The 24,652-nt window shown below is 66.4% G+C and carries 23 protein-coding genes and 1 pseudogene; 9 read left to right on the plus strand and 15 right to left on the minus strand.

Annotated features, from left to right (window positions below; all coding sequences use genetic code 11):
• Nucleotides 1–194: pseudogene (locus M3I54_RS15040) on the minus strand (IS256 family transposase); the annotation flags it as partial.
• A 205-nt stretch (nt 195–399) separates the two neighbouring features.
• On the opposite strand from M3I54_RS15040, the gene M3I54_RS15045 reads away from it, so the two are divergent.
• Nucleotides 400–2,127 carry an IlvD/Edd family dehydratase gene (locus M3I54_RS15045; protein ID WP_254337101.1) on the plus strand — a complete coding sequence of 576 codons (1,728 nt, stop codon included), beginning with the start codon at nt 400–402 and terminating at the stop codon, nt 2,125–2,127.
• A gap of 17 nt (nt 2,128–2,144) precedes the next feature.
• Nucleotides 2,145–3,068 carry a dihydrodipicolinate synthase family protein gene (locus tag M3I54_RS15050; protein WP_254337103.1) on the plus strand — a complete coding sequence of 308 codons (924 nt, stop codon included), beginning with the start codon at nt 2,145–2,147 and terminating at the stop codon, nt 3,066–3,068.
• On the opposite strand, the gene M3I54_RS15055 is transcribed toward M3I54_RS15050, so the two are convergent.
• A complete protein-coding gene (locus M3I54_RS15055; protein ID WP_254337105.1) occupies nt 3,069–3,881 on the minus strand; it encodes a DUF2968 domain-containing protein in 813 nt (270 codons plus the stop codon).
• Between the two features lie 130 nt (nt 3,882–4,011).
• Entirely contained in the window at nt 4,012–4,332 is a 321-nt protein-coding gene (locus tag M3I54_RS15060; protein WP_028202694.1) for a hypothetical protein, read from the minus strand.
• 277 nt (nt 4,333–4,609) lie between these two features.
• Between M3I54_RS15060 and M3I54_RS15065 the strand changes: the two genes are divergently transcribed.
• On the plus strand, nt 4,610–5,332 hold the full coding sequence (locus M3I54_RS15065; RefSeq protein WP_254337107.1) for a peptidoglycan DD-metalloendopeptidase family protein: 723 nt from the start codon (nt 4,610–4,612) through the stop codon (nt 5,330–5,332).
• A 166-nt stretch (nt 5,333–5,498) separates the two neighbouring features.
• Nucleotides 5,499–6,503 (plus strand): low-specificity L-threonine aldolase, encoded by a 1,005-nt coding sequence (ltaE, locus tag M3I54_RS15070; RefSeq protein ID WP_254337109.1) that lies wholly within the window; start codon nt 5,499–5,501, stop codon nt 6,501–6,503.
• A gap of 78 nt (nt 6,504–6,581) precedes the next feature.
• Here the strand turns inward: ltaE and M3I54_RS15075 are convergent, their stop codons facing one another.
• Nucleotides 6,582–7,934, minus strand: a complete 1,353-nt coding sequence (locus tag M3I54_RS15075; protein ID WP_254337328.1) for an MFS transporter — start codon at nt 7,932–7,934, stop codon at nt 6,582–6,584.
• 653 nt (nt 7,935–8,587) lie between these two features.
• On the opposite strand from M3I54_RS15075, the gene M3I54_RS15080 reads away from it, so the two are divergent.
• Entirely contained in the window at nt 8,588–11,041 is a 2,454-nt protein-coding gene (locus M3I54_RS15080) for a glycogen/starch/alpha-glucan phosphorylase (RefSeq protein ID WP_254337111.1), read from the plus strand.
• Nucleotides 11,042–11,084: 43 nt separating this feature from the next.
• On the opposite strand, the gene M3I54_RS15085 is transcribed toward M3I54_RS15080, so the two are convergent.
• A complete protein-coding gene (locus M3I54_RS15085; RefSeq protein WP_254337113.1) occupies nt 11,085–11,501 on the minus strand; it encodes a DUF6232 family protein in 417 nt (138 codons plus the stop codon).
• Nucleotides 11,502–11,668: 167 nt separating this feature from the next.
• Between M3I54_RS15085 and M3I54_RS15090 the strand changes: the two genes are divergently transcribed.
• Nucleotides 11,669–12,010, plus strand: a complete 342-nt coding sequence (locus tag M3I54_RS15090; protein ID WP_254337115.1) for a zinc ribbon domain-containing protein YjdM — start codon at nt 11,669–11,671, stop codon at nt 12,008–12,010.
• 159 nt (nt 12,011–12,169) lie between these two features.
• On the opposite strand, the gene M3I54_RS15095 is transcribed toward M3I54_RS15090, so the two are convergent.
• From M3I54_RS15095 to phnG, 10 genes are all read right to left on the minus strand, one after another.
• Complete coding sequence (locus M3I54_RS15095; RefSeq protein WP_254337117.1) at nt 12,170–13,333, minus strand: porin; 1,164 nt, start codon at nt 13,331–13,333, stop codon at nt 12,170–12,172.
• Between the two features lie 501 nt (nt 13,334–13,834).
• Complete coding sequence (locus M3I54_RS15100; RefSeq protein ID WP_254337119.1) at nt 13,835–14,953, minus strand: succinylglutamate desuccinylase/aspartoacylase family protein; 1,119 nt, start codon at nt 14,951–14,953, stop codon at nt 13,835–13,837.
• A gap of 244 nt (nt 14,954–15,197) precedes the next feature.
• Nucleotides 15,198–15,965 (minus strand): ABC transporter substrate-binding protein, encoded by a 768-nt coding sequence (locus tag M3I54_RS15105; protein ID WP_254337121.1) that lies wholly within the window; start codon nt 15,963–15,965, stop codon nt 15,198–15,200.
• 479 nt (nt 15,966–16,444) lie between these two features.
• Nucleotides 16,445–17,578, minus strand: a complete 1,134-nt coding sequence (locus M3I54_RS15110) for an alpha-D-ribose 1-methylphosphonate 5-triphosphate diphosphatase (protein WP_254337123.1) — start codon at nt 17,576–17,578, stop codon at nt 16,445–16,447.
• Nucleotides 17,579–17,624: 46 nt separating this feature from the next.
• Entirely contained in the window at nt 17,625–18,395 is a 771-nt protein-coding gene (gene phnL / locus M3I54_RS15115) for a phosphonate C-P lyase system protein PhnL (RefSeq protein ID WP_254337125.1), read from the minus strand.
• Between the two features lie 10 nt (nt 18,396–18,405).
• Nucleotides 18,406–19,176, minus strand: a complete 771-nt coding sequence (gene phnK, locus M3I54_RS15120; RefSeq protein ID WP_254337127.1) for a phosphonate C-P lyase system protein PhnK — start codon at nt 19,174–19,176, stop codon at nt 18,406–18,408.
• Nucleotides 19,173–20,102: an alpha-D-ribose 1-methylphosphonate 5-phosphate C-P-lyase PhnJ gene (locus M3I54_RS15125; RefSeq protein WP_302058965.1), complete on the minus strand. Its 930-nt coding sequence runs from the start codon at nt 20,100–20,102 to the stop codon at nt 19,173–19,175. Before M3I54_RS15125 ends, phnK begins: the two co-directional genes overlap by 4 nt.
• On the minus strand, nt 20,099–21,235 hold the full coding sequence (locus M3I54_RS15130) for a carbon-phosphorus lyase complex subunit PhnI (RefSeq protein WP_254337129.1): 1,137 nt from the start codon (nt 21,233–21,235) through the stop codon (nt 20,099–20,101). Before M3I54_RS15130 ends, M3I54_RS15125 begins: the two co-directional genes overlap by 4 nt.
• Complete coding sequence (gene phnH / locus M3I54_RS15135) at nt 21,235–21,876, minus strand: phosphonate C-P lyase system protein PhnH (RefSeq protein WP_254337131.1); 642 nt, start codon at nt 21,874–21,876, stop codon at nt 21,235–21,237. Before phnH ends, M3I54_RS15130 begins: the two co-directional genes overlap by 1 nt.
• Nucleotides 21,873–22,400 carry a phosphonate C-P lyase system protein PhnG gene (gene phnG / locus M3I54_RS15140; RefSeq protein WP_254337133.1) on the minus strand — a complete coding sequence of 176 codons (528 nt, stop codon included), beginning with the start codon at nt 22,398–22,400 and terminating at the stop codon, nt 21,873–21,875. The genes phnH and phnG overlap by 4 nt, the downstream gene beginning before the upstream one ends.
• 219 nt (nt 22,401–22,619) lie before the next feature.
• On the opposite strand from phnG, the gene phnF reads away from it, so the two are divergent.
• From phnF to phnN, 3 genes are read left to right on the plus strand one after another with little or no spacing between them, the layout of a single operon-like run.
• Nucleotides 22,620–23,375 carry a phosphonate metabolism transcriptional regulator PhnF gene (gene phnF, locus M3I54_RS15145; RefSeq protein ID WP_254337135.1) on the plus strand — a complete coding sequence of 252 codons (756 nt, stop codon included), beginning with the start codon at nt 22,620–22,622 and terminating at the stop codon, nt 23,373–23,375.
• Nucleotides 23,372–24,100, plus strand: coding sequence for a DUF1045 domain-containing protein (locus M3I54_RS15150; protein WP_254337138.1), 729 nt, complete (start codon nt 23,372–23,374; stop codon nt 24,098–24,100). The genes phnF and M3I54_RS15150 overlap by 4 nt, the downstream gene beginning before the upstream one ends.
• The gene (gene phnN / locus M3I54_RS15155) at nt 24,097–24,648 is read left to right on the plus strand and encodes a phosphonate metabolism protein/1,5-bisphosphokinase (PRPP-forming) PhnN (protein WP_254337140.1); all 552 of its coding nucleotides are present in this window, start codon (nt 24,097–24,099) and stop codon (nt 24,646–24,648) included. The genes M3I54_RS15150 and phnN overlap by 4 nt, the downstream gene beginning before the upstream one ends.
• The last annotated feature ends 4 nt before the right edge of the window (nt 24,649–24,652 follow it).

Genomic DNA, 24,652 nt, shown 5'->3' on the forward strand with positions numbered 1-24,652 from the left:
CCCGCCGGATAACCCAGATGGTGTCCAAGTTCGGCACCCAGCGCCCGCTCGATCAGCGCCTTCTTGAACGCGGCTGAAGCGGCGTGCACCGCTTCGGCGGTCATGGGTCCCTTCACGAACTGGTCGATCAGCTCCTTCGGAATGGACGGTAACGCTGTCTGCGCTTCGGTAGTTGTCTTGGGTTTGCGTGGCATACATGCTCCTTGAGCTACATGTTATGCCTTGAACACAAAATCTATGACAGACCCCGGGCCGGTTCTCCACCGGCCCGTACTTTTTGGTGGCGCGTTTTGTCCATATCCAAGGACGCCCTATCAAACATTGACGGGTCCGAACGTCACTTCTATGATCGGGCGGCAGTTTCCCTGAGAGTTGCCTCGCTACAGGAGACGCCCCGCCATGACCCGCTCCACCCGCAAGCCCTTGCGCAGCCAGGCCTGGTTCGGCAAAGCCGACAAGGACGGCTTCATTCACCGCTCGTGGATGAAGAATCAGGGCATCCCTCACGACGCGTTCGACGGCCGCCCCGTCATCGGCATCTGCAATACGTGGTCGGAACTCACGCCGTGCAACGCGCATTTTCGTGAACTCGCGGAGTACGTGAAAAAAGGCGTGTACGAAGCCGGCGGTCTGCCGCTCGAATTTCCCGTGATGTCGCTGGGCGAATCGAATCTGCGGCCCACCGCGATGCTGTTTCGCAACCTCGCCTCCATGGACGTCGAGGAGTCGATTCGCGGCAATCCGATCGACGGCACGATTTTGCTCGTCGGCTGCGACAAGACCACGCCTGCCTTGCTGATGGGCGCGGCGTCGTGCAACTTGCCCGCGCTCGCCGTCTCGGGCGGCCCGATGCTCAACGGGCGCTTCCGGGGCCATGAGATCGGCTCGGGTACGGGCGTGTGGCAAATGTCGGAGGAAGTGCGCGCGGGGACGATGTCGCAGGCCGAATTCGTCGAGGCGGAGTCGTGCATGAACCGCTCGCGTGGCCACTGCATGACCATGGGCACGGCTTCCACGATGGCCTCGATGGTCGAATCGCTGGGCATGGGGCTGCCGCACAACGCGGCCATTCCCGCTGTCGATGCGCGCCGCCAGGTGCTCGCGCAACTCGCCGGGCGGCGCATCGTCGAGATGGTGCGCGAGGACCTCACGATGTCGCAGATCCTCACCCGCGCGGCGTTCGAAAACGCGATCCGCACCAACGCGGCCATCGGCGGCTCGACCAACGCCGTCGTGCATTTGATCGCACTCGCGCGGCGCATTGGCGTGCCACTTTCGCTCGACGACTGGGAACTCGGCTCCGATGTACCTTGCCTCGTGAATCTGCAGCCTTCGGGCCATTATCTGATGGAGGATTTTTATTACGCGGGCGGCCTGCCTGCGGTGCTGCGGCAACTCGGCGAGCAAGGGCTGCTGCATCGGGATGCGTTGACGGTCAACGGTAAAACCATCTGGGAAAACGTGGCCGACGCGCTGAATTACAACGCCGAAGTCATTACCTCGTTTGCGCAGCCGTTCAAGCCCAAAGCCGGCATCGCCGTGCTCAAGGGCAACCTCGCGCCCGACGGCGCGGTCATCAAGCCTTCTGCCGCCACGCCGGCGCTGTTGCGTCATCGCGGCCGCGCGGTGGTGTTCGAGAACGTCGAGGAACTGCACGCGAAGGTCGACGATGCATCGCTCGATATCGACGAGCATTGCATCATGGTCCTCAAAGGCGCCGGGCCCAAGGGCTATCCGGGCTTCGCCGAGGTCGGCAACATGCCGCTGCCGAAGAAGGTGCTGCAAAAGGGCATCACCGACATGGTGCGCATTTCGGACGGCCGCATGAGTGGCACGGCGTATGGCGCGGTGGTGCTGCACGTGTCGCCCGAAGCGGCTGCTGGCGGTCCGCTCGCGCTCGTGCGCACCGGCGACATGATCGAGCTGGACGTCGCGGCGCGGCGGCTGCATCTGGAAGTCTCCGACGAAGAACTCGCGCGCCGCAAGACTGAGTGGAAGGCGCCCGAGCTGCCCGAGCGCGGCTATTACCGGCTCTACGTCGAGCACGTGCTGCAGGCCGACAAGGGCGCCGACCTGGACTTTCTTGTCGGCGCGAGCGGTGCGGCCGTGCCGCGCGACTCCCACTGATCGTGCCGGAGCACGCGATGAGCGCGCCAGCCAGCGCCGCCGGCGAAATCGCCGGCATCTACCCGATCCTCTATGCGTTCTTCGATCGCGATAACCACCTCGACCGCGCCGCCATGCGGCGCCAGGTTGAAGCAGCCGTGCGCGGCGGCGCGCCGGGCATCGCGGTGCTCGGGCTCGCGACCGAGGTCAACAAGCTCTCGCGCATCGAACGCGAGCAGGTGATCGACTGGGCGCAGGAGGACAGCGGCGCCGCGCTGCCGCTTGCCGTCACGGTAAGCGGTCCCACGGTGCAGGCGCAGCGCGAATTCGCGCAACACGCCATCGAGCGCGGCGCCGCATGGCTGATCCTCCAGCCTCCCGCGCGCGCTCAAGGCGAGCCTGCGCAACCCGAATCGTTCTATTTCGACTTCTTCGCTGGCGTGATGGCGGGGCTCGACGTGACGGTCGGCATACAGAATGCACCGGAGTATCTGGGCGTCGGGCTCTCGCCGGGCAGTTTGCGCACGCTTGCCGCGCAGTGCCCGAACTTCCGTGTGCTCAAGGGCGAAGGCCCTGCGGTGACGATCGCTGAAACGATCGCGCAGATCGGCGACCTGATGCCCGTGCTCAACGGCCGCGGCGGCATGGAGTTGCTCGACAACCTGCGCGCCGGCTGCGCAGGGATGATCGTCGCGCCCGATTGCTTCGACTGGCAGCAGCAGATTTACACGGCTTACCGGTGCGGCGATATCGAGCGCGCACAAGGCCTGTACCAGCAGGTGTTGCCCGCCGTCGTCTTCGTCATGCAGTCGCTCGATACGCTGATTTGCTACGGCAAGCGCATTGCGGCGTGGCGCATGGGCATCGACGTCGATTATGAGCGCGACGTGAAGCTGGCGCCGAGCCGCTTCGGCCTCGAAGCCGCCCGGCGATTCGCGCGGCAACTGGGTCCGCTTGCGTGATCACCGCGCATGCAGATGGGGCACGCCCTCGCTCGTCGCGACCTTGAGCTGATGCAGGGCCCGGTGCGCCTTGTTCAGCTGGGCCTGCGCGGCAATGCGCTGCGCCTCCAGCTGAGCGACGTCCTTGCGTATCTGGTGCTGGCGGCCCGTCACCGTCTGCTCCTGTTCCGCATGGCGCTGCAGGTCCACGCGCAGGCGTTCGGCCTGGGCTTCCGACTCCTCGATCTGCCGCGTGAGCTCTGCGTTTTGCGCGACGAGTTGCAGCCGGCGCGTTTCGCCGTCGGCGAGGCGCGTGGCTTGCTCCTGCATCAGGTGAAACGCCGAGCCGGCCGCGTCGAGGTCGTTGGCTTTCAGCGCGCGCCACAGTACGCTTTCCTGATGCAGCGCGACGAAGTAGCCGAGCGTGGGCGGATGGAAGAAGAGGCTGACGGTATAGGCGAAGCAGCGAAAGACGCGGAAGGTCATCAACTCGTCGGCGGCGTGGAGCGCTTCGAACGCGGCGCCGTCGGCGATCTGCACCGGGCGGCCGTTCAGGTGCGCGGGCATGACCGGCACCGGATGAAGCGTGGAGACCGGCCGAGGGCCGCCGGCGCCTTCGGGCAGCGCGGCCGCGCCCGCTGCGGGTTCCGCGCGAGACTCGATCTCGACGGTGGTCTCAGACGGCGCAACGGTGGGCTCGACTGCGGATTGCTGGACGCGGCTGGCGGCTTCGCTTGCGGCGGCGCGTTGCGTGGCGGCATCATGGGCCACGGCAAGGATTCTTGATGGAGCGCCAGAGAGCGCGGCGTTACGGCGGTTCAGAATGGATTTCACAGCGGTTCCCCCAGTTTGGCGCGCCGAAACCATGGCGCTCCGCGCGCGGCAGCGTGGCACACAGGCGCCGGCGCGCAGGCAAATGGGGCGGGCGATGCGGGTAGGGCGCCGTCCGCTCCGGATTCGCGTACTAGTGAAGCAGGCGAGGCCGGCGTGCAATGTCGTCGAAGAGCGCACGGCCAGGTTCGAGCGCGAAAAGCCAGGTTTCGTCATAGCCGCTCAGCGTGTCGAGCGCATCGCGCAAGCGCTCGATGACGACGGCGGGAATTTCCACGGACGCCTGGGTGGCGCCGGAAAGCCGTGCGATGCTGGCGTGCTGGACCAGTTCGTCGGCGGCCTCGGCCACGTCGGCCGCAAAGATGAGATGGTTGTTCAACAATTCGACGAGGCCCGGCGACGACGTGACATCTTCGACGTTGAGCTGCAGCGAAAGAAAGGTGGCTTTGTTCATTCTCGGATCCCTCAGGGCCATGGGACTGCAGCGAGAGGCCTTTCATCTGATTATCGGGTGACGCGTGAATCAGTATAGGCGTTGACCCGCGCAAACGCAGGCCGGGCGAGCATGGCGGCGAAAAAAGGCGGCTGGAGCTTGAACGATATAATGGGGGACGTTCGCCATTTCCGGCTTAATTCGCGGAATGTGGCGCGCAAGCGAACGCCTGCGGCCCGCCGCGCATCCCATATGCGTATTTTTCGTCATACGCGAGGACCAAGCGAGGAACAGCAAGATGAATCGACAACGGCGAAATCCGGGCGCCTATGCGGCGCTGGCCGCCCTCACGCTCGTCTGCAGCGCCTGTAGCAGCACCTTCGCGCCCTGGGAGTCCCCAAGCGCGCCCCCCATGTCCACGAGCGGCGTGCCCGCGGGCTACTACCGCGTCAATCCGGGCGACACGCTCTCGCGCGTCGCCGGCGCGTTCGGCCAGCGTCCCCAGGACCTCGCGAGCTGGAACCAGTTGCCTTCGGCCAACGCCCAGATCCTGCCAGGCCAGGTGCTGCGCGTAGCACCCCCGCCCAACTACGCACCGGCTGCGCCTCAGGCGCAGATGCCTGGCGGCGCGCCCGCCGCCGCCGGCATAGCCATGCCAGCGCCCGTCGCGCCCACCATCGCGCTCGCGTGGCCCGCGCGCGGGCCGATCCTGCAGCGTTTCGTGCCGGGCAAGTCGACCGGCATCGTGATTGGCGGGACGCCAGGTGAGGAGGTCAAGGCCGCTGCCGCTGGCCGGGTGGTCTACGCGGGCACGGGAATTGAGGCGTACGGGCCGCTCGTGATCATCAAGCACAACGACCAGGTCGTGACGGCTTATGGCCGCAACGGCAAGCTGCTCGTGAAGGAAGACGACGCCGTCTCGCAAGGCCAGCCGATCGCGGAAATGGGCACCGGCGGCGTTCAGTTCGAAGTCCGTAGCGACGGCAAGCCCGTCGATCCGCTGCCGCTGCTCGCGCACTAGCCACGGCGCAAGCGCGCCTTGCGCCCGGCCTGGCATTGCGCTGGGCCTGGCATTGCGCTGGGCCGCCGTTTGAAAATACACTCGATGATTCTCACGCCGCATAGCGCGCGCCCGACAAGGCGCGCGCCCGTCCCGCGCGTGCTTTAACCACGAGGATTTCATCGCAATGATCGACCTGCGCAGCGACACCGTCACCCGTCCGAGCGAAGCCATGCTCGCCGCCATGACCCGCGCCGAAACCGGCGACGACGTATGGGGCGACGACCCGACCGTGCTGCGCCTGCAGGCGCGCGTCGCGCAAGAGGCGGGCAAGGAAGCGGGACTCTTCTTCCCGAGCGGCACGCAGAGCAACCTCGCCGCGCTGATGGCGCATTGCGCGCGCGGCGACGAATACATCGTCGGCCAGGCGGCCCACACCTATAAGTACGAGGGTGGTGGCGCGGCGGTGCTGGGCAGCATCCAGCCGCAGCCGCTCGACAACGCCGAAGACGGCTCGATCCCGCTCGAGCGCATCGCCGCCGCGATCAAGCCGCTCGACGATCACTTCGCGCGCACGCGTCTGCTCGCGCTCGAAAACACCATTGGCGGCAAGGTGCTGCCGGCGGATTACGTCGCGAAGGCCACGCAGCTCGCGCATGAGCGCGGGCTCGCCACGCACCTCGACGGCGCACGCGTGTACAACGGGGCGGTCGCCTCGGGCCAGCCGCTCGAGGCGCTCACGGCGGGTTTCGACTCGGTGTCGATCTGCTTTTCGAAGGGGTTGGGCACGCCGGTGGGGTCGGTGCTGGTGGGCAGCCGCGCGCTCATCGACGCTGCGCATCGCTGGCGCAAGGTGCTGGGCGGCGGCATGCGCCAGTCGGGCGTGCTCGCGGCCGCGTGCCTTTACGCGCTCGATCACAACGTCGCGCGTCTCGCCGACGACCATGCGAACGCCGCGCGTCTAGCCGCCGGTCTCGCGCAGATCGATCAGGTGAAGGTGATGTCGCAGGCCACGAACATGGTGTTCGTGCAGTTCCCGCAGGAACACTGCGCGCCGCTCGAGGCGTATCTCAAGGAGCGCGGCATCCTCACGCAGATGCTGTACGCGTCGCGCTTCGTCACGCACCTCGACGTGACGGCCGCCGATATCGACACGTTCGTGGCGGCGGTGAAGGGTTACTTCGCGCGATAAACCGGTTGCCGGGCTGGCAAAGGCGCGCTTTTCCAGCGCGCCTTTGCCTCAGACCTTAGCCGCACACATCACCCCGCATCACCCGCGCTGCACCGCCCGGTGCGACGGCGCGAAAAGCCGCAGCCCGCTCGCAATGGCCGCCGCGCCCGCAAAGGCGCAGCCAAGGCCCAGGGCGAGCGTCGGGCCGTGCCGGCCCACGATCCCGAAGCACAGCGCCACCAATGCCGCGCCCGTGGTCTGCCCGAGCAGACGCGAGACCGCGACGGTGCCGCTCGCGCCGCCGCTGCGCTCGGGCGGCGCGCTCGCCATGATCGCCCGCAGGTTGGGCGACTGGAAAAAGCCGAAGCCCGCGCCGCAGATCGCCATCCGCACGACGATATCCGTCACCGTTGGGTGCGCGGGCAGGAGCGCCAGCGACGCCATGCCCACCGAGAGAATGGCGAGCCCGATCGCACCGAGCAGGCCCGGTGGATAGCGGTCGGAGAGGCGCCCCGCAATGGGCGCCGCGGCGGCCACGACCACGGGCCAGGGTGTCATCAGGAAGCCCGTCTCCACCTGGCTGCGCATCAGTACGGTTTCGAAATAGAACGGCAGCGAGACGAACGCGAGGCCCTGCGCCGCGAACGAGCAGATCGCGGTGACCGACGAAAGCGCGAAAACCGGCCGGCGAAACAGGTCCACGGGCAGCATGGGTGCGGGATGCCCGGCCTCACGCCGGATCAGCAATGCGCCGAATACCAGCGCCACGACGGCCGCAATGCCCACTTCCATGCCAGGCGCGCGCTGCGCGGCTTCGCCGAGCGCGAAGATCAGCGCCGCGAACGTGATCACGTTGAGCACCGCCGCGACGGGATCGAAGGCGTGCTTGCCGCGCGCCGTCTGCGGCAGCGCGGGCAGCGCGAACACGAGCGCGAGCACGCCGAGCGGCACGTTGATCGCGAAGAGCCACGGCCAGGTGCCCGCAGAGAGGATCAGCGAGGCCATGGTCGGACCCACGGCGAACGAAACGCCCACGATCAGCGCATTCATGCCGAGCCCGCGCCCGAGCCGGTGCGGCGGGTAGAGAAAGCGGATCAGCGCCGTGTTCACGCTCATGATGGCGCTTGCGCCCAGCCCCTGCAGCACGCGCGCCCCGGCGAGCGCGGTGAGCGTGGGCGCGAGCGCGCAGGCGAGCGAAGCGACTGTGAAGATCGCGAGGCCGCTGATATAGATGCGTCGGTGGCCGATGATGTCGCCGAGCGCGGCGAGCGGCAGCAAGGTGGCGACCATCGCGAGCTGGTACGCGTTGATGATCCACACCGAGGCGGCGGGGGCCGCGTGCAGGTCGGTGGCGATGGCGGGCAGCGCGGTGTTGGCGATGGCGGTGTCGAGCGTCGCGAGCGCGACGGCGAGCATCACCGCGCCCATGGCGCGGCGGTTCTTCGCGGACATGGGCGCGTCGGGGGGCTCGGTATTGCTGGGATTGCGGGTTTCGCGCGCCGCGGAAAAGGTTTCGGACAAGACAGTCTCGAGCGGGTGGACGATGAAGGCTGCGGCGCGGGCCGCGTGGACGAATTTTGCGATTGTTACAGAGCCCGCCCGGTTTTGCAGGAGGCGCTTCAAAGCGTGGGCTGACTGTAAGGCTTCGGGTGGCACTCAATCGCCATCGTGCGTCGTCATATCGCAACTAACCGCCAAGCCCATCACGCGCAAGCGTGGCGGCGCGCGACGCGCGCGCAACCGTCCGCACGGCAAGGGCTCGAGACGGCCGGCGGGTTCCGCGTGCCTGGCGGCCGTGCTCCGCGCCCGGATGGCGCGCCGCCGCACGCCATTTGAAAATGCACTACTCTGCAAATTGATCTGCGCTCGCTGGCGAGCGGCGCCGGCCTTTTGCGCCGCGGCGCCGATGCGCCATCGTCCCGTTCCGCCACGTGCGGCGCAGGCCCAGAACAACCGCGCGCCCTGCACCTTTTATGGGCGCGCCGCCATTTCCAGCGCTTTGCGTGGGACCGCACCAGGCGCTCTGCGTGGGGCCGGAGTAAGTGCTAAAGCACTAACTCCGGCCGACAGCTTAAGCGCCAGGCGCGGTCGACAGGAGTCAGTTGATGACAGCCATCGGTCTCGAGTTCGATCAGTTGCAAAGCAGCGTCGAAGCGCTGCGCCGTTCCCTCTCCAATCGCCTGATGTACGGTGTCGGCAAGGACGCCGTGACGGCCCGTCCGCAAGACTGGCTGCACGCCGCGGCGCTCGCCGTGCGCGACCGGCTCGTCGAGCGCTGGATGATCACCACGCGCCGCCAGTACGACCAGGACGTCAAACGCGTCTATTACCTGTCGATGGAATTTCTCATCGGCCGCACGTTCTCGAACGCGCTGATCGCGCTCGGCATACACGATCAGATGAAAGAGGCGCTGGCGAGCGTAGGCGTCGACATGGACACGGTGCTCGACTACGAGCCCGACGCGGCGCTCGGCAACGGCGGTCTCGGCCGTCTCGCGGCGTGCTTTCTCGATTCGATGGCGACGCTCGGCATTCCGGGCTTCGGCTATGGCATTCGTTACGACTACGGCATGTTCCGTCAGCAGATCGTGAACGGCGAACAGGTCGAAGCGCCCGACTACTGGCTGCGCTATGGCAACCCGTGGGAGTTTCCGCGGCCCGAGGTCCAGTATCCCGTGCATTTTGGCGGGCGCACCATGCAGCGCAATGGCCAGGTGGAATGGGTCGACACGCAGCATGTGAACGCCATGGCCTACGACACGGTGATTCCCGGCTACGCGACGAGCGCGACCAACACGCTGCGGCTGTGGTCCGCGCGCGCGGATGAAGAACTCGACCTCTCGGCGTTCAACCAGGGCGACTATCAGCGCGCGGTGGAAGCGCGCAATATCTCCGAGAACGTCTCGCGGCTGCTCTATCCTGACGACTCGACGATGGCCGGGCGCGAACTGCGTCTTCGCCAGGAATACTTCTTCGTTTCCGCGACGATGCAGGACCTGATTCGCCGCTACCTGCGCACGCACAGCACGTTCGGGCGTTTCTCCGAAAAGGTCGCGGTGCACCTGAACGACACGCACCCGGTGCTGGCCGTTCCCGAGTTGATTCGCCTGCTCGTCGACGTGCATCATCTGCCGTGGGACGAGGCGATGGGCCACGTGCGCCGCGTGTTCTCGTACACCAACCACACGCTGATGCCAGAAGCGCTGGAAACCTGGGACATCGAATTATTGGCGCGCCTCTTGCCGCGCCACCTCGAAATTATTTTCGACATCAACGCGGCGTTCCTGCGCGAAGCGAGCGACCGCGGCGCGCACGACCTCGAACTGATCCGCAGCATCTCGCTCGTGGACGAATACGGCCAGCGCCGCGTGCGCATGGCTTATCTCGCGATCGTGGCAAGCCACAAGGTGAACGGCGTCTCGAAGTTGCACTCGCAACTGATGACGCGCGATATCTTCGCCGACTTCGCGCGCCTCTTTCCCGACCGCTTCACGAACGTGACCAACGGCATCACGCCGCGCCGCTGGCTCGCACAGGCGAGCCCGCCGCTCGCGCGTCTCGTGGACGAAGCGATCGGGCCGCGCTGGCGCAGCGATCTCTTCGAGCTGGGCGCGCTGCGCAAGCTGCGCGGCGACGCTTCGTTCGAAGCCGCGTTCCGCGCCGCCAAGCGCAGCAACAAGGTGCGCCTCGCACATCGCGCCCTGGAGCGTACGGGCATCGTCTTCAATCCCGATGCGCTGTTCGACATGCAGGTCAAGCGCATTCACGAGTACAAGCGCCAGTTGCTCAACGTGCTGCACGTGATCACGCGCTACAACCGCATTCTCGAAGCGCCGGAGCGCGACTGGGTGCCGCGCGTCGTGCTGTTCGCGGGCAAGGCCGCGTCGGCGTACCGCATGGCGAAGATGATCATCCACCTCATCAACGACGTGGCCGCGAAGATCAACAACGATCCCGTGGTGGGCGATCGCCTCAAGGTGGTGTTCGTGCCGAACTACGGCGTGAGCGTGGCCGAGGTGCTGATTCCTGCGGCGGACCTGTCCGAGCAGATCTCGACGGCGGGCACCGAAGCGTCGGGCACCGGCAACATGAAACTCGCGCTCAACGGCGCGCTCACCATGGGCACGCTGGACGGCGCGAACATCGAGATCGGCGAGGCCGTGGGCCAGGACAACATCTTCATCTTCGGGCACACGTCCGACCAGGTCGATCAGTTGCGTTGCGCGGGCTACCGGCCGCGCCAGGTCTACGAGGAAGACGCCGAACTGCGCCGCGCGCTCGACCAGATTCGCACGGGCTTCTTCTCGCCACACGATTCGGCACGCTACACGGACATCTTCCACACGCTCGTGGACTGGGGCGACCACTACCTCGTGCTGGCCGACTACTCGGCCTTCATCGAGGCCCAGGACGCCGCCGACCAGCGCTTCATCGACGTGCCGGCGTGGACCGCGAGCGCGATCGAGAATGTGGCGGGGATGGGGAAATTCTCTTCGGACCGTGCGATCGCGGAATACGCCCGCGATATCTGGCACGTTAAGTCGATCGAGATGGAGTGAGGGGCAAGCGCCCGTGGTGCTTGCGGCGGTGCTTGAGGCGGTATCAGGGCGCTGCGGGCCGCGTCGTGCCGCCCTCGGCCTGCGCCGCTTGCGCGGCCTTGGCGGCGCGCACCGCTTTTTCTACGCGTTCGAGGAATGCAGGGTCGAGGCTCGTGACCGCCTCGCGCGATTCTCCGCCCGTCACGACATAGAGCCGATGCACGGCTTCCTGCCAGAGCCACGCGAGCCAGCCCACCACGATCACCATCACGCCGCACGCGAGACCGGTCGCCGAGCCGAGCACGCCGCCCACGACAGCGCCTGCGGCGCCGACCAGGCTAATCGCGATGGGCACGACGCGGCTGCGCCGCCCGATGACGATGCGCACGTCCTCGATGTCGCGCATGGGGAACACCTGGCCGGCTGCGGAGAGCGCGTTGCGCGTGACCGAGACGGCGGCTTCGTTGAAAGGGAGTTCCATCGGTTCGATAGCGGCGGGGTGAGAGAGCGCAGCGTACCAGAAGCGGGGCCAGGGCGGGGCCGCGGCGGACATAACGCCGCAGGCCGGACGCATCGCAGGTTGGGCAACGTGCCGATGCCGCTATACTTGCGCGCTTTTATTGCCCCCGTCAGCACCAAGGATTCCCCATGAGCGCACTGCCACGCTGTCCGAAATGCAATTCCGAGTTCACCTACGAAGACGGGGGCGTCTACATCTGCCCGGAGTGTGCGCATGAATGGTCGGGGCAAGCCACCGCGCCGGCCGAAACAGCGGGCAAGGTGTATCGCGATTCGGCCGGCAATGTCCTTCAGGACGGGGATGCCGTCACGGTCATCAAGGACTTGAAACTCAAGGGTTCGGGTGGCGTGATCAAGATGGGCACCAAAGTGAAAAATATCCGGCTGGTGGACAGCGACCACGATATCGATTGCAAGATAGATGGCTTTGGCGCGATGAGTCTCAAATCGGAATTCGTCAAGAAGGCGTGACGAAGGGCGTCGTGCATCAACTGGGATGAACCAAAAAAAGCGGGGCATCCCAAGGGATGCCCCGTCCGGTAAGGCGCGGCGTGCAGCCTGGGCTGCGGCGCGCCGAGCAGAGCCGGCGCTATGAGTCGCCGGCTGCCGCTGTTGCGCAAGTTACGCTGCTTAGAACTTGTGGCGGATACCGACGCGAACCGCGACTTGATCCTGCGAACCCGTGCCCGACGGCTGGTAGATGCTCGAGTTCGAGTCGCCGATCTGCGCCTGAACCTTCTGGCCGTTCGGGAGCGTGCCCGATGCGTCCTGGTACGACACGAGACCGTAGACGTCGGTGCGCTTGCTCAGCGCGTAGTCAACCGATGCGTTGACCTGGTTCCAGTGAGCCGTCTGGCTGCCCGAGGTGCGCGAGTACGTGTAGCCGAGGCCAGCCGTGAGAGCCGGCGTGAAGGCGTACTTGCCGCCTGCTTCGTACGCGTTGTAGAGCGTCGACGAACCGGCGATCGGCGAGAGCAGCGTGTTGGTCCACAGGGCCCACAGCGTTGCCGGGCCGACGATGTAACGGCCACCAACGCCAAACGAGCGCAGGCCGTGCAGCGCGACGCTGGTCTGGGTCGCCGGCAGGTTGGCGATCGAGGTCGTCGACTGCGTGGTGTTGGCCGGGTACGTGATGTTCGTGTACGCGGCGCCGAGGCTGAACGGGCCGTAGCCGTAGTTCGCGCCGAAGCTGTAGGCACGCGACGAAGCCGTCGAAGCCGTTGTCGGCGCGCCGGCGAACGACGTCGAGTTCGAGAAGCCATACAGACCGCCGAACGTGAAGCCCGAGAAGTTCACGCTCTGGAACTTGACCGCGTTGTTGATGCGGCTCGACGTAAGCTGGTCGACGTCGTTGAAGTGGTATGCCCAGTTACCCGAAACCGTGTTGCCACCGGTCGAGTACTGCGAGCCGAGAATGTCCGTGCTGAACGAGTATTGACGGCCGAACGTCAGCGAGCCGATGTTCGATTGCGTCAGACCGACGAACGCTTGACGGCCGAACATCGCGCCGCCCTGGCCTGCCGTGCCGTTACCGCTGTTGAAGCCGTTTTCGAGCACGAAGATCGCCTTCAGGCCGCCGCCCAGGTCTTCCGTGCCGCGCAGGCCCCAACGGCTGCCTTGAGCTACGCCGTCACCGTACGAATATTGGTGCGAGCTGCCGCCCGTCGCGTTCTTCACGTTGCTGATGTAGTTCACACCCGCGTCGATGATGCCGTACAGCGTCACGCTGCTTTGTGCGTGGGCAACGCCTGCGATCGAGGCAAGAATAGCGGTGGTCAGAATTTTCTTTTTCAACTGTTGCTCCGGGTAAAGGAAAGATGACTACTCCGGCCTCTTATGGGCCGGTCAATGTGACGGGCTGCAATTTAAGGGTCGATCACGAAAAGAATGTGACAGTAAGGTTTTGTAGGGTAAATGTCGCCATTCTGTTGTGTGGATGCGACATACGGGTTGCAGGCCGGGAGAACGGCGCCTGAAGCCCGCCGTTATTGGATTTGCGGGCGATTTTCCTGTCAATTTGAAAGGCCGGACTGCGACAATCGGCCATATAAGATTTTTCTCTAAGCTTTCTTCTATTTGCGGGGTTAATCGATCTTTTGAATCTGGCTTCAAGCTGAGTGTGATTAATCCCAAGAACGCATTAACGGCCGATCAATGCGCGCTTTACATGGTTGATTGCCACCGATTCATGAAAGTGGAAAATTAGTTACCCGAAATAATCGAAATAGCGGGAAACGCCCATAAAAAAAGGACTCGCCCCCAGGATGCGAGCCCTTTGACGGTGAGGCGTTGCCGTTACAGCGAGAGAAGCGAGCCGCTGCGAATGGGCTTTTCGCCGGCAATGCGCGCGACTTCCATGCCGGCCGTGGCGAAGCGCGCGCTATGGCGCGCGTACATCACGCCGCTCACGCCCGCGTGCAGCGTCGTCACGGTGTCGGCGAGCGGGTCGATGACATCGGCAATTGCCGCGCCGCGTTCCACCCACGTGCCGCAATCCACGCGAAACACGAGCACGCCGCTGGCAGGCGCCACGATCGGCTCCGTGCCCGCGAGGGGCGTGGCCGCATGGGCGAGTGGCGGCAGCGGCGCGGCCGTGCCTTCGATGACGCCGCGCCCGATCAGATAGTCGACGATGGCTTGAGCGTCGTGCTCGGCGAGCTCGTGCGAGACGTCGCGCTGGCCGCGCAGCTCGACCGTTACCGAAATCGAGCCGTACGGAATGGGGAAGCGCGTGCCGAAGTGCTCGCGCAGCTCCGACCAGCAGAAGCTGTGAATCTCGTCGAACGGATTGCCGATCGAGTTGAGCGCGAGGAGCGACGCCTTGGCGTCGAGATAGCGCGCGAGCGGCTCGACTTCGGGCCACAGTTCGGGGTTCGTGTAGATGTGCATGGCGGCTTCCCAGTCGCAATGCAGGTCCAGCACGATGTCGGCGTCGTACGAAAGGCGCTGGAGCGCGAGGCGCATCGAATCGAGTTCGCTCCTGGGCTGCTGCGCGGCCAGCGCTTCGCCCATGGCCGCGCGGATGGCCGTGCGGTTCGCGGCTTCGTCGGACCCGAGGCGCGCCTCGATGTTGGGCAGCACGAGCGCGGTGAGCTCGTGGAAATTGCGGTTGAAGTTCTGCGCCGTGTTCGATTCGAAGCGGCCGATCATATGCCCGAGCCAGTGCTGATTCAGGCCCACGGGGTTGGGCACCGGCACGATCACGATCTCGCCGCGAAGGCGCCCCGCAGCTTCCAGCTCCGCCAGCTTGCGGCGCAGCACCCACGAGACGAGCATGCCCGGCAGCTCGTCGGCGTGCAGCGAGGACTGGATGTAGACCTTTTGGTTACCGCCGGCTTTGCCGTAGTGGAAACTGGCAAGTTCCCGCGCGGTACCGAGGGCGGGCGCGATCAACGGGTGATTTCGGGTTTGCATGATGGATGCGCGAGGCGCGGCGGCCCGCAAAAGGTGTTGGAGTGAACGATGGCCCCGTAAGAAAACGCAAGGGCCGTAGCCCGATCTTAGCTGATTCGACGCGCCGCCGGAACCGGAGCGCCCGCGCGCGCCTGCGGCGTCGTCATAAAATAGGGAATCCGAAATAAAATTCCGGAAAAGAAAAAGCCCGGACGCAACGCCCGGGCTTCGCGCGCCGTCATGCAGCGCCGGCGCGATGCGGTGCTTAGCCGCCGTACACGTCGAAGTCGAAGTACTTGGCTTCGATCTTCTTGTACGTGCCGTCCTTGATCATGTCGGCGATAGCCTTGTCGATCTTGCCCTTCAGGTCGGCGTCTTCCTTGCGCAGGCCGATAGCGGCGGCGCCCGTCGGGATTTCCTTGCCGGCGAACTGGAAGCCAGCGCCGCGCGGCGTCTTCAGGAAGCCCAGATCCGCTTGCACTTCATCCTGCAGCGCAGCGTCCAGACGGCCCGAGATCAGGTCGGCATAGACCTGGTCCTGGTTTTGGTAAGGAACGACGTTCACGCCCTTCGGCGCCCAGTTTTCCTTCGCGTAGGTTTCCTGGATCGTGCCTTGCTCCACGCCCACCGACTTGCCCTTGAGCGAGTCAGCCGTCGGGGCGAGGCTCGAGCCCTTCTTGGCGACGAGGCGCGTCGGCGTGTTGAACAGCTTCGCCGAGAAGGCGATCTGTTGCTCGCGCTGCGGGGTGATCGTCATCGACGAGAGCACGCCGTCGAACTTCTTGGCCTTCAGGCCCGGGATCATGCCGTCGAAGTCTTGCTCGACCCACACGCACTTGGCGTTCAGGCGCTTGCAGATTTCGTTGCCGAGGTCGATGTCGAAGCCGACCAGCTTGCCATCGGGTGCTTTGGATTCGAACGGTGCGTAGCTGGCGTCAACGCCGAAACGCATGGTGGACCAGTCCTTCGCATGGGCGACGCCAGCCGAGACGGCGAGCAGGGCAACCGTGAGGGTGGCAAGCAGTTTCTTCACTATGGGTACTCCTCGAGATGGTTCAGGGCGCGCCGCGTGCGGTTGTGCCGCCATGGCGCATTTTCCGGCGCGGCTCGCGCCGGATTATTGTTGGACCCGCCAGCCTGCGGCCAGCAAAGCGCGCGCAAGCTTACCAGGTCAAAATTGCTGCGTCGCTAGTGTAATACCGGATAGCGGGAACGGGACCCGCTAAGTGTACGCCCGTGCGCTTGTACGATTTAACGCAAAGCCTTGTCAGACAAGGCGCGCAGGTCAATGCGGAGGGGCCGTTGCGGGGTGCCTGGGATGGGCTGCGCGATGCTCTGCCGCAACAGTCGGAAGAATGCGGTGCCGCACGGTCGCGGCATCGTCAACGATATGAAGGGAAATTGAAATCGAATCGACGGCGCGCTGTTGGTTTTCGGCCCGAATGGGGTCATCCGGCGCGCCGTCTTTTGTCGCGGTGCAGCAGATGTATCGGCTGCACCGCGTGGATGACGTCAGACCACGCGCACGCCCGCGCGCCACGTCGCGCGCGGCACCGGCAGCGTATCGAGCATCGTCACCCGCACGAAGTCCGCGCGCAGGCCCGCCTCGATCGCGCCGCGGTCGTGCAGGCCCGACTTGCTGGCCGGTTCCCACGAGACTGTGGCGAGCGCGCGCGGCAGCGTCCAGTCGGCCTTGGTCACGAGGTCGAACGCGGCGGTCAGCAGGCTCGACGGCACGTAGTCGGACGAGAGGATGTCGAGCAAATCGGCCTGCGCGAGATCCAGCGCGGAGACGTTGCCGGAGTGCGAGCCGCCGCGCACCACGTTCGGCGCACCCATGATCGTCGCGATGCCGCGCTTTTTCGCTTCCTCGGCGGCCACGCGCGTGGTCGGGAATTCGGCGAGCACGATGCCTTCGGCGGCGGCCTGCTCGACGTGCTCCACGAGCGTGTCGTCGTGGCTCGCGAGCGGGATGCCGCGCGCGCGGCAGCGCCGCACGATTTCGAGGCGGTGCGCGTCGGCGTAGCGCTCCTGCTCGGTGGCCATGTCGGCGAGCATGGTGTTCGTCTGCTCGTCGGTCCACTTGCCGTGGCGCTCCTGGAAGCGGCGCCATTGCTCGCGGTCGTGCCACTGGCGCTGGCCCGGCGTGTGGTCCATCACCGAGGCGAGGCGCAGCAGCGGGTGGTCGCTGAGCGTGTCGAACAGCTCGATCACGTCTTCGGTGGCGATTTCGCAGCGCAAGTGCAGGAAGTGCTCGGCGCGCAGCAGGTTGCGCTCGGAAAAACGCTTGAGCGCGTTGGCGCTCGCGAGTTGCACGTCGCGGCCGCGCACGCCCACGGCCAGGCGCGTGCCGATGGCTAGCGCGTCGAAGACCGTGGTGATGCCGGCGGCGGCGATCTGCGCGTCGTGAATGACGAATGCGGCGTCGGTGTTCCAGTGCACGCCGGGGCGCGGCGCGAGGTGCTTTTCCAGGTTGTCCGTGTGCAGTTCGACGAGACCGGGCAGCAGGAAGTCGCCTTCCCAGTCTTCGGCTTCGGGCGCGGCGGTCGAGCCGCGCGAGATGTCGCGGATCTTGCCGTCTTCCACGCTTAGCGTGCCGGTGAAAACGTCGTCTCGCGTCACGATGCGAGCGTTTTTGATCAACATCGTCAGGCTCCGTATCAGTTATCGGTTTGCGCCGTTCAGGCGGTATTCAGGCTGCGGCGCTGAGTGACGCTTGCGCGCGCGGCGCGGTGAGTTCGAGTAAGCGCGTGGCGACGCGCTCGCGCGTGTCCTCGTCGTGGAATACGCCGACGATCGCTGCGCCGCGCGCTCGCGCTTCGCCAATCAGGCTCGCGACGACTTCGCGGTTTTCCGCGTCGAGCGAGGCCGTGGGTTCGTCCAGCAAGAGCACGCGGTGCTGCGCGATCAAGCCCCGCGCGATGTTCACGCGCTGCTGCTCGCCGCCCGAAAACGTGGCTGGCGCGAGCGGCCAGAGGCGCTGCGGCACGTTCAGGCGTGCAAGCAGAGCTTGCGCGCGCTCGCGTGCTTCGTCTTCCTCTACGCCGCGCGAAACGAGCGGCGCGGCCACGATGTCGAGCGCGCTCACGCGCGGAATCACGCGCAGGAACTGGCTCACGTAGCCCACCACGTTGCGGCGCAGGCGCAGGATGTCGTGAGGCGCAGCGCCTGTGATCGCCAGATGCTCGAGCGGCGCGCCCTCGTCGCGGATCGCAATCGACCCGCCGCTTGCGAGATAGTTGCCGTACAGGCAGCGCAAGAAGGTGCTCTTGCCCGCGCCCGAGGGTCCGACCAGCACGATGCATTCGCCGCGCTCGACGTCGAGCGAAACGCCCGCGAGCGCTTCGATGCCGATGCCGCCCTGGCCGTGCAGCGTGAAGGTCTTGCGCACGTCTTCGGCGCGCAGCATGAGCGCCGGTCTTTCGAGGAACGCGCGCGTGCCCGGTGATGAGTTCAGGGTCATGTCTTTCATCCTAGACCGGCAGCACGGATGCCACCAGCGTCTGCGTATAGGGATGTTGCGGGTCGTCCAGCACCTGGTCGGTCAGGCCCGATTCGACCACCGTGCCGCCTTGCATCACCATCAAGCGATGCGCGAGCAGGCGCGCCACGCCAATGTCGTGCGTGACGATCAGCACCGAAAGATGCAGCGTGCCCGTGAGCGTGCGCAGCAGGTCGAGCAGGCGCGCCTGCACGGACACATCGAGACCCGCCGTGGGCTCGTCCATGAAGACGAGGCGCGGACCCGTGACGAGATTGCGCGCGATTTGCAGGCGCTGCTGCATGCCGCCCGAAAACGCCGACGGCAATTCGTCGATGCGCAAGGCGTCGAGCTCCACGCGCTGCATCCATTGCTGCGCCGTGTTGCGGATTTGCCCGTAGTGGCGCGCGCCCACGGCCATCAGCGGCTCGCCGATATTGGCGCCGGCCGAGACGCCCGCACGCAGCCCGTCGCGCGGATTCTGTTGCACGAAGCCCCATTCGGTGCGCGCAAGCAGGCGCCGGCGCGGCTCGGAAAGCGTGCGCAGGTCGAGCGTTTCGCCGTTCGCGCTCGTGTAGTGCAGCGCGCCCGAGTCGGACTCGGTGCGCAGTGCGAGCGTGTTGAGCAGCGTGGTCTTGCCCGAGCCCGATTCGCCGACGATGCACAGCACCTCGCCGGGATACAGGTCGAAGCTCACGTCGCGGCAGCCGTTGCGGCCGCCATACTGCTTCGTGAGCGATCTTGCGCTTAGCAGCGGCGTCATGCTTTCTCTCCTGCTTCGTTCATTGCGTGCGCATCGAACTGCTCGCGCCGATCGTGGCAATAGTCGCTGTCCGAGCAGACGAACATGCGCTTGCCCGCGTCGTCGACGATCATCTCGTCGAGGAAGCTCTCGCGCGAGCCGCACAATGCGCACGCATGCTCCCAGCGCTGCACTTCGAACGGATGGTCGTCGAAGTCGAGGCTCTTCACCAGCGTGTACGGCGGAATCGCGTAGATGCGGCGCTCGCGGCCCGCGCCGAACAACTGCAGCGCGGCGTTCATATGCAGCTTGGGGTTGTCGAACTTCGGAATCGGCGAGGGCGACGTGAGATAACGGCCGTTCACGGTCACCGGGTAGTCGTAGGTCGTGGCGATGCTGCCGTGCTGCACGATGTCCTCATAAAGCTTCACGCTGATGAGGCCATAGTCGGCTAGCGCATGCAGCTTCTTGCATTCGGCCACGCGCGGCTCGAGCCGGAACAGCGGCTCGGGCATCGGCACCTGGTACACGAGGATCTGCTTGTTCGTGAGCGGCGTTTCGGGAATGCGGTGCCGCGTCTGGACGATCGACGCCTCGCTCGTGCGGCGCGTGGTGGCCACGCCCGTGGTGCGCGCGAAAAAGCGGCGGATGTTCACGGCGTTCGTGGTGTCGTCCGAGCCCTGGTCGATCACCTTGAGCGTGTCCTTCGCGCCGATGATCGCCGCGGTCACCTGAATGCCCCCCGTGCCCCAGCCATACGGCAGCGGCATTTCGCGCGAGGCGAACGGCACCTGGTAGCCAGGCACGGCCACGGCCTTGAGGAGCGCGCGGCGCAGCATGCGCTTGGTCTGCTCGTCGAGGTACGCGAAGTTGTAGCCCGAGACGGCCTGCGTTTCGTGCGACGCGACTTCGGCTGCGGTGGATTGCAAGGTATCGGGCGCGTTCATGCGGCCTCCTTGTCGGTTGTGTCCGCATCGGCGTCAGCATCGGCGTCGGTGCCGTTTTCGTGCTGCGCGCGCAGCTTGCGCACGAGTTCGAGCTCAGCCTGGAAGTCCACGTAGTGCGGCAGCTTCAGGTGTTGAACGAAGCCCGAGGCTTCCACGTTATCGCTGTGCGAGAGCATGAATTCGATGTCCTGAGTCGGCGAGGCGATCGTCTCTCCCAGCTCCTCGGCTCTCAGCGCGCGATCCACCAGCGCCATCGCCATCGCCTTGCGTTCCGCGTGGCCGAACGCGAGACCGTAGCCTTGCGTGAATTGCGGCGGCACGTCTTTCGCGCCCGCGAACTGGTTGATCATCTGGCACTCGGTCAAGTCGATCTCGCCGATTTCTACGGCTTCGTCGAGTTCGTCCAGCATCATTTCTACGCAGACCGAACCAAAGCGGATCTCGCCCGCGAACGGGTGCGAATGCGCGTAGCCGCGCTGCGTGGCATAGCCCATCGCGAGCAGGAAGCCCTCGTCGCCGCGTGCGAGATTTTGCAGGCGCACGGTGCGGTCGGCGGGGAACGCAAGCGGCTCGCGCGAGAGGTCGCCGGGCTCGCGCGCCTGCGGCGAGCGCGTTTCCTGCTCGATCAGGCCTTCCTTGTCGAGCAGGGAGACCACGCGCGGCATCGCTTCTTCGGGCGGGGTTGCTCGCGGCGCCAGGGGCGTGGCGCTCGGCGCATCGTCGCCTTCGGCCAGCAGCGCAAAGTCGAGCAGGCGCTGCGTGTAATCGTAGGTCGCGCCGAGCACCTGGCCGCCGGGCACGTCCTTGAAGGTGGCGGAAATGCGGCGCTCCACCACCATGTTTTCCGTTTCGACCGGCTGCGTATAGCCAAAACGCGGCAGCGTGGTGCGATACGCGCGCAGCAAAAAGATCGCCTCGACGAGATCGCCCGCGGCCTGCTTGATCGCGAGCGCGGCAAGTTCTTCGTCGTAGACCGAACCTTCGGCCATTACACGCGCCACGGCCAGACGCATCTGTTCGCGGATCTGCGCGACGCTCAGCTCGGGCACGCGCGTATCTCCGCGGCGCGCCTCGTCGAGCAGACGCCACGACGCTTCGATCGCGCGCTCTCCTCCTTTGACGGCGACGTACATCAGTGCATCTCCACGAGAGTGGTGCGCGGCAGGCCCATCAGGCGGTCGCCGCACACGAGATAGAAGTCGATGCCGCACGGGAAGTGCGGCGCGAGGGCGGCGCGTTCGCGCCAGAAGCGCTCGGGCAGGCCGACGGGCGCGATGCAGCAGGTCGTTTCGATGCCGGGGCCGCGCAGCGTGAGCGGTGCGCCGCCGGCGAGCGAATCGACACGCACGAACACCGTGGCTGACTGCTCCGGCGACTCGGGCGTGCCGCTCGCGAAGGCTTCGAGCGGAGGCAGTGCGGCGGCGTCGTGCACATAGGCGAACGCGGCTTCGCACGCTTGCTGTGCAAGCGGCGCGCCTGCGTGAAAGCGCAGCGCGGCGGCGAGTGCGGCGTCGGGCTGGGCGAGCCACACTGGCGTGGCGTAGTCTGCGAGTGCGAGCAGCGAGGCGAAGGCGGCAAGGCCGGCGCGCGCGGGCGAGGCATCCGCCGCCGTGGCTGCCGGCAGCGGCGTTTCGATCACGCCGATCGTGCCGGGGCGCGCGAGCGCGTCGAGCAGCGTGCGGAACACGGTCTGCGTGTCGTGAACCGGATCGCCGAAGCCGGGCGCGAGCGCCGCAAGCAAATCGGGCGCCATGACATTGCGTTGGTCGCTCATGCGTCACCTCGAACCATCGTGAAGAACTCGACCCGCGTGCTGGCGGCGTCGGCGCGGCGCGCGTCGCGTTGTGCGGCGAGACGCGCGGCAAGCGGCTCGATCAACCGGGCATGCAACTGGTTGTGGCGCGCGGGGAGTTGCAGCAGCGCATCGGCGAGCGCGGCCAGCTCGGCGCGGCGCTTGTCGCGGCCCAGATGGCAGGCCACGCCGACCGGGCCGGGCTGGCTTGCATCGGCGGCGTCGGTGCCTTTGGTGTCCTCGGTGCCCGAGGCGCGCAGGCGCAGCGTGGCGCGCGTGACGGTGGCTTCGCCCAGGTTGAAGGCGTCACCGGTGCCGCCAATGCGCCCGCGTACCATGGCCAGTCCGGTTTGTGGCGGACGCAGCCAGTCGTAAGCGGGCTCGGGCGCACCGGCGAGCGCGACGCTCAACGCCGCTTCAAGCTCGGCGCGTGGGGTGTGCGCGAGAACGGCCATCCATGCGCGCCGGGTTGCCGATGCGGAAGATGGGGTGGAGGAAGCGTTCATCGGAGTTCCTGTGTCGTGAACGGGGGAGAACGGACATGGCAACTGCACCTGCGAACAACCTTGTCTGGACCTCAATTGAACCATCTATTCATCTAAACGTCTAGACGTTTAGTGGTACAGTCGTCTAGCCCGAGCGCAATGGAGGTTTTCATATTTCCATCACGCCCTGCGCACTACAATGCACAAAACGCTATTGGAACCGAGAGGAATGACAGCACCATGACATCGAACGACGAGGCGCCGTCCAGCCTGCTTGAGCGCGGCGCGGGTGTGGCGGTGTGGCGGCAGATCGAGCAGATCCTCGCGGCCGAGATCGCCGCGAAGGGCTTCGGGGAAGACGGCCGGCTGCCTAGCGAGGGCGAGCTTGCGCGCCGCTTCGACGTGAACCGCCACACCGTGCGGCGCGCGATGCTGGGCCTCGCGGCGTTGGGCCTCGTGAGCGTGGAGCAGGGGCGTGGCACCTTCGTGCAGCCCGGCGCGATCGACTACACCATCGGCAAGCGCACGCGCTTTACCGAGAACCTGAAGCGCCATCAGCATTCGGCGGTGGGCAAGCTGCTCGCGTCGTCGCGTGGCAAGGCGGACCCCACGGTCGCCAAGGCGCTCGGCCTGCGCGCGGGCGCGCTCGTGTACCGGCTCGAAACGCTGCACGAGTCGGACGGCGTGCCGCTCACTTACGCGCGCAGCTGGTATCCCGCCGCACGCTTCGCCGATCTGCCGGTTGTCATGGAGCGCGTCGACAGCACATCGAAGGCCCTCGCCGAATACGGCGTGACCGACTATCTGCGCAAGTGGAGCCGTATCGGCAGCGTGCTGCCCGAGGCCGAGGTGGCGCGGCGCTTGAACATCAACCGGCAGCAGCCGGTGCTGTGGGTGGAAAACGTCGACGTCGATCTCGAAGGCGTGCCGATCAAGTACGGCATCACGCACTTCGCCGCCGACCGCGTGCAACTGATGGTGGAGCACGACATATGAGCGTGCTGCACGAAGCCTTCCGCTCCGTCGCGCGCTTCGCACTTTACTATGCGCCGCCGCGCGAGTCGGCGTGGTGGCAGGCGGGCTGCGCGTGGCTTGGCCGCGACCCGGAGACGGGCGACACCCTTGCGCCGCCGCCTTGGCTCGCAGGCCTGCCGCAGCCGCTGGAAACGCTCACGGTCGCGCCGCGCCGCTATGGCTGGCACGGCACCCTCGTGCCGCCGTTCCGTCTCGCGCGGGGCGTGACGCCCGCGGCGCTGCTCGCCGGCGCGCAGCAGTGGGCGCAGGAGCAGGCGCGCTTCGAAGCCAACGTCGAGGCGGCGCTGCTCGGCCGCTTCGTGGCGCTGCGCCCCGCCGACGATGCCGGCGAAACCGCGCTGCGCGAGCTGGCTGCCAACGCACTGCGTGCGCTCGGCTCGCTGCGTGCCCCGCAAACGCCCGCCGAACTCGCGAAGCGCCTGGACGCGCCGCTCACGCAGCGTCAGCGCGCTTACGTCGAAGAGTGGGGCTACCCGTACGTGTTCGAAGAATTCCGCTTTCACATGACGCTATCCGATTCGCTGAACGACGCGCAAACGTGCGCGCAACTCGTCGATGCCTGGAACACGCAGATGCGCGTTGCAAACCCGCTGCCGGTGGAGGGCGCGGCGCTCTTCGTCGAGCCCGGGCCGGGCGCGCCGTTCACGCTGTGGCGCCGCTTGCCGTTCGCGGGGGCTCGCGCATGAAGGGCGGCCTGATCTACGTAATGGGCCCTTCGGGCGCGGGTAAGGACACGCTGCTGCGTTACGCGCGTGAGCGCCTGTCCGGCGAAGACGTCGTCTTCGCGCATCGCTACATCACGCGCGAAGACAGCGGCGGCGAGAACCACGTCGCGCTCACCGAGGCCGAATTCGAGGCGCGTTCGCAGCGCGGCCTCTTCGCGTTGCAATGGCGCAGCCACGCGCTGCGCTACGGCGTGGGCGTGGAGATCGATCAATGGATGGCGCTTGGCTGCACCGTCGTAGTGAACGGTTCGCGCGCCTACGCGGGCGAGGCGTTCGCGCGCTACCCACGCATGACGCTCGTGCACATCGAAGCCGCGCAGCACGTCCTGGCCGCGCGCCTCGCTTCCCGGGCGCGCGAAACGCCCGAGCAGGTCGCGTTGCGTCTCGCGCGGCGCGCGCCATTCGAGGTGCCGTCGGGCGCGGCGTTCGCGCGCATCGACAACTCGGGGCACCTGGAGGAGGCGGGCGGGGCGTTCGTCAAGCTCGTACGGCAGGTGGCGGCCGGATAGTCGC

The sequence above is a fragment of the Paraburkholderia sp. CNPSo 3274 genome (assembly GCF_024206475.1).
Classification (GTDB): domain Bacteria; phylum Pseudomonadota; class Gammaproteobacteria; order Burkholderiales; family Burkholderiaceae; genus Paraburkholderia.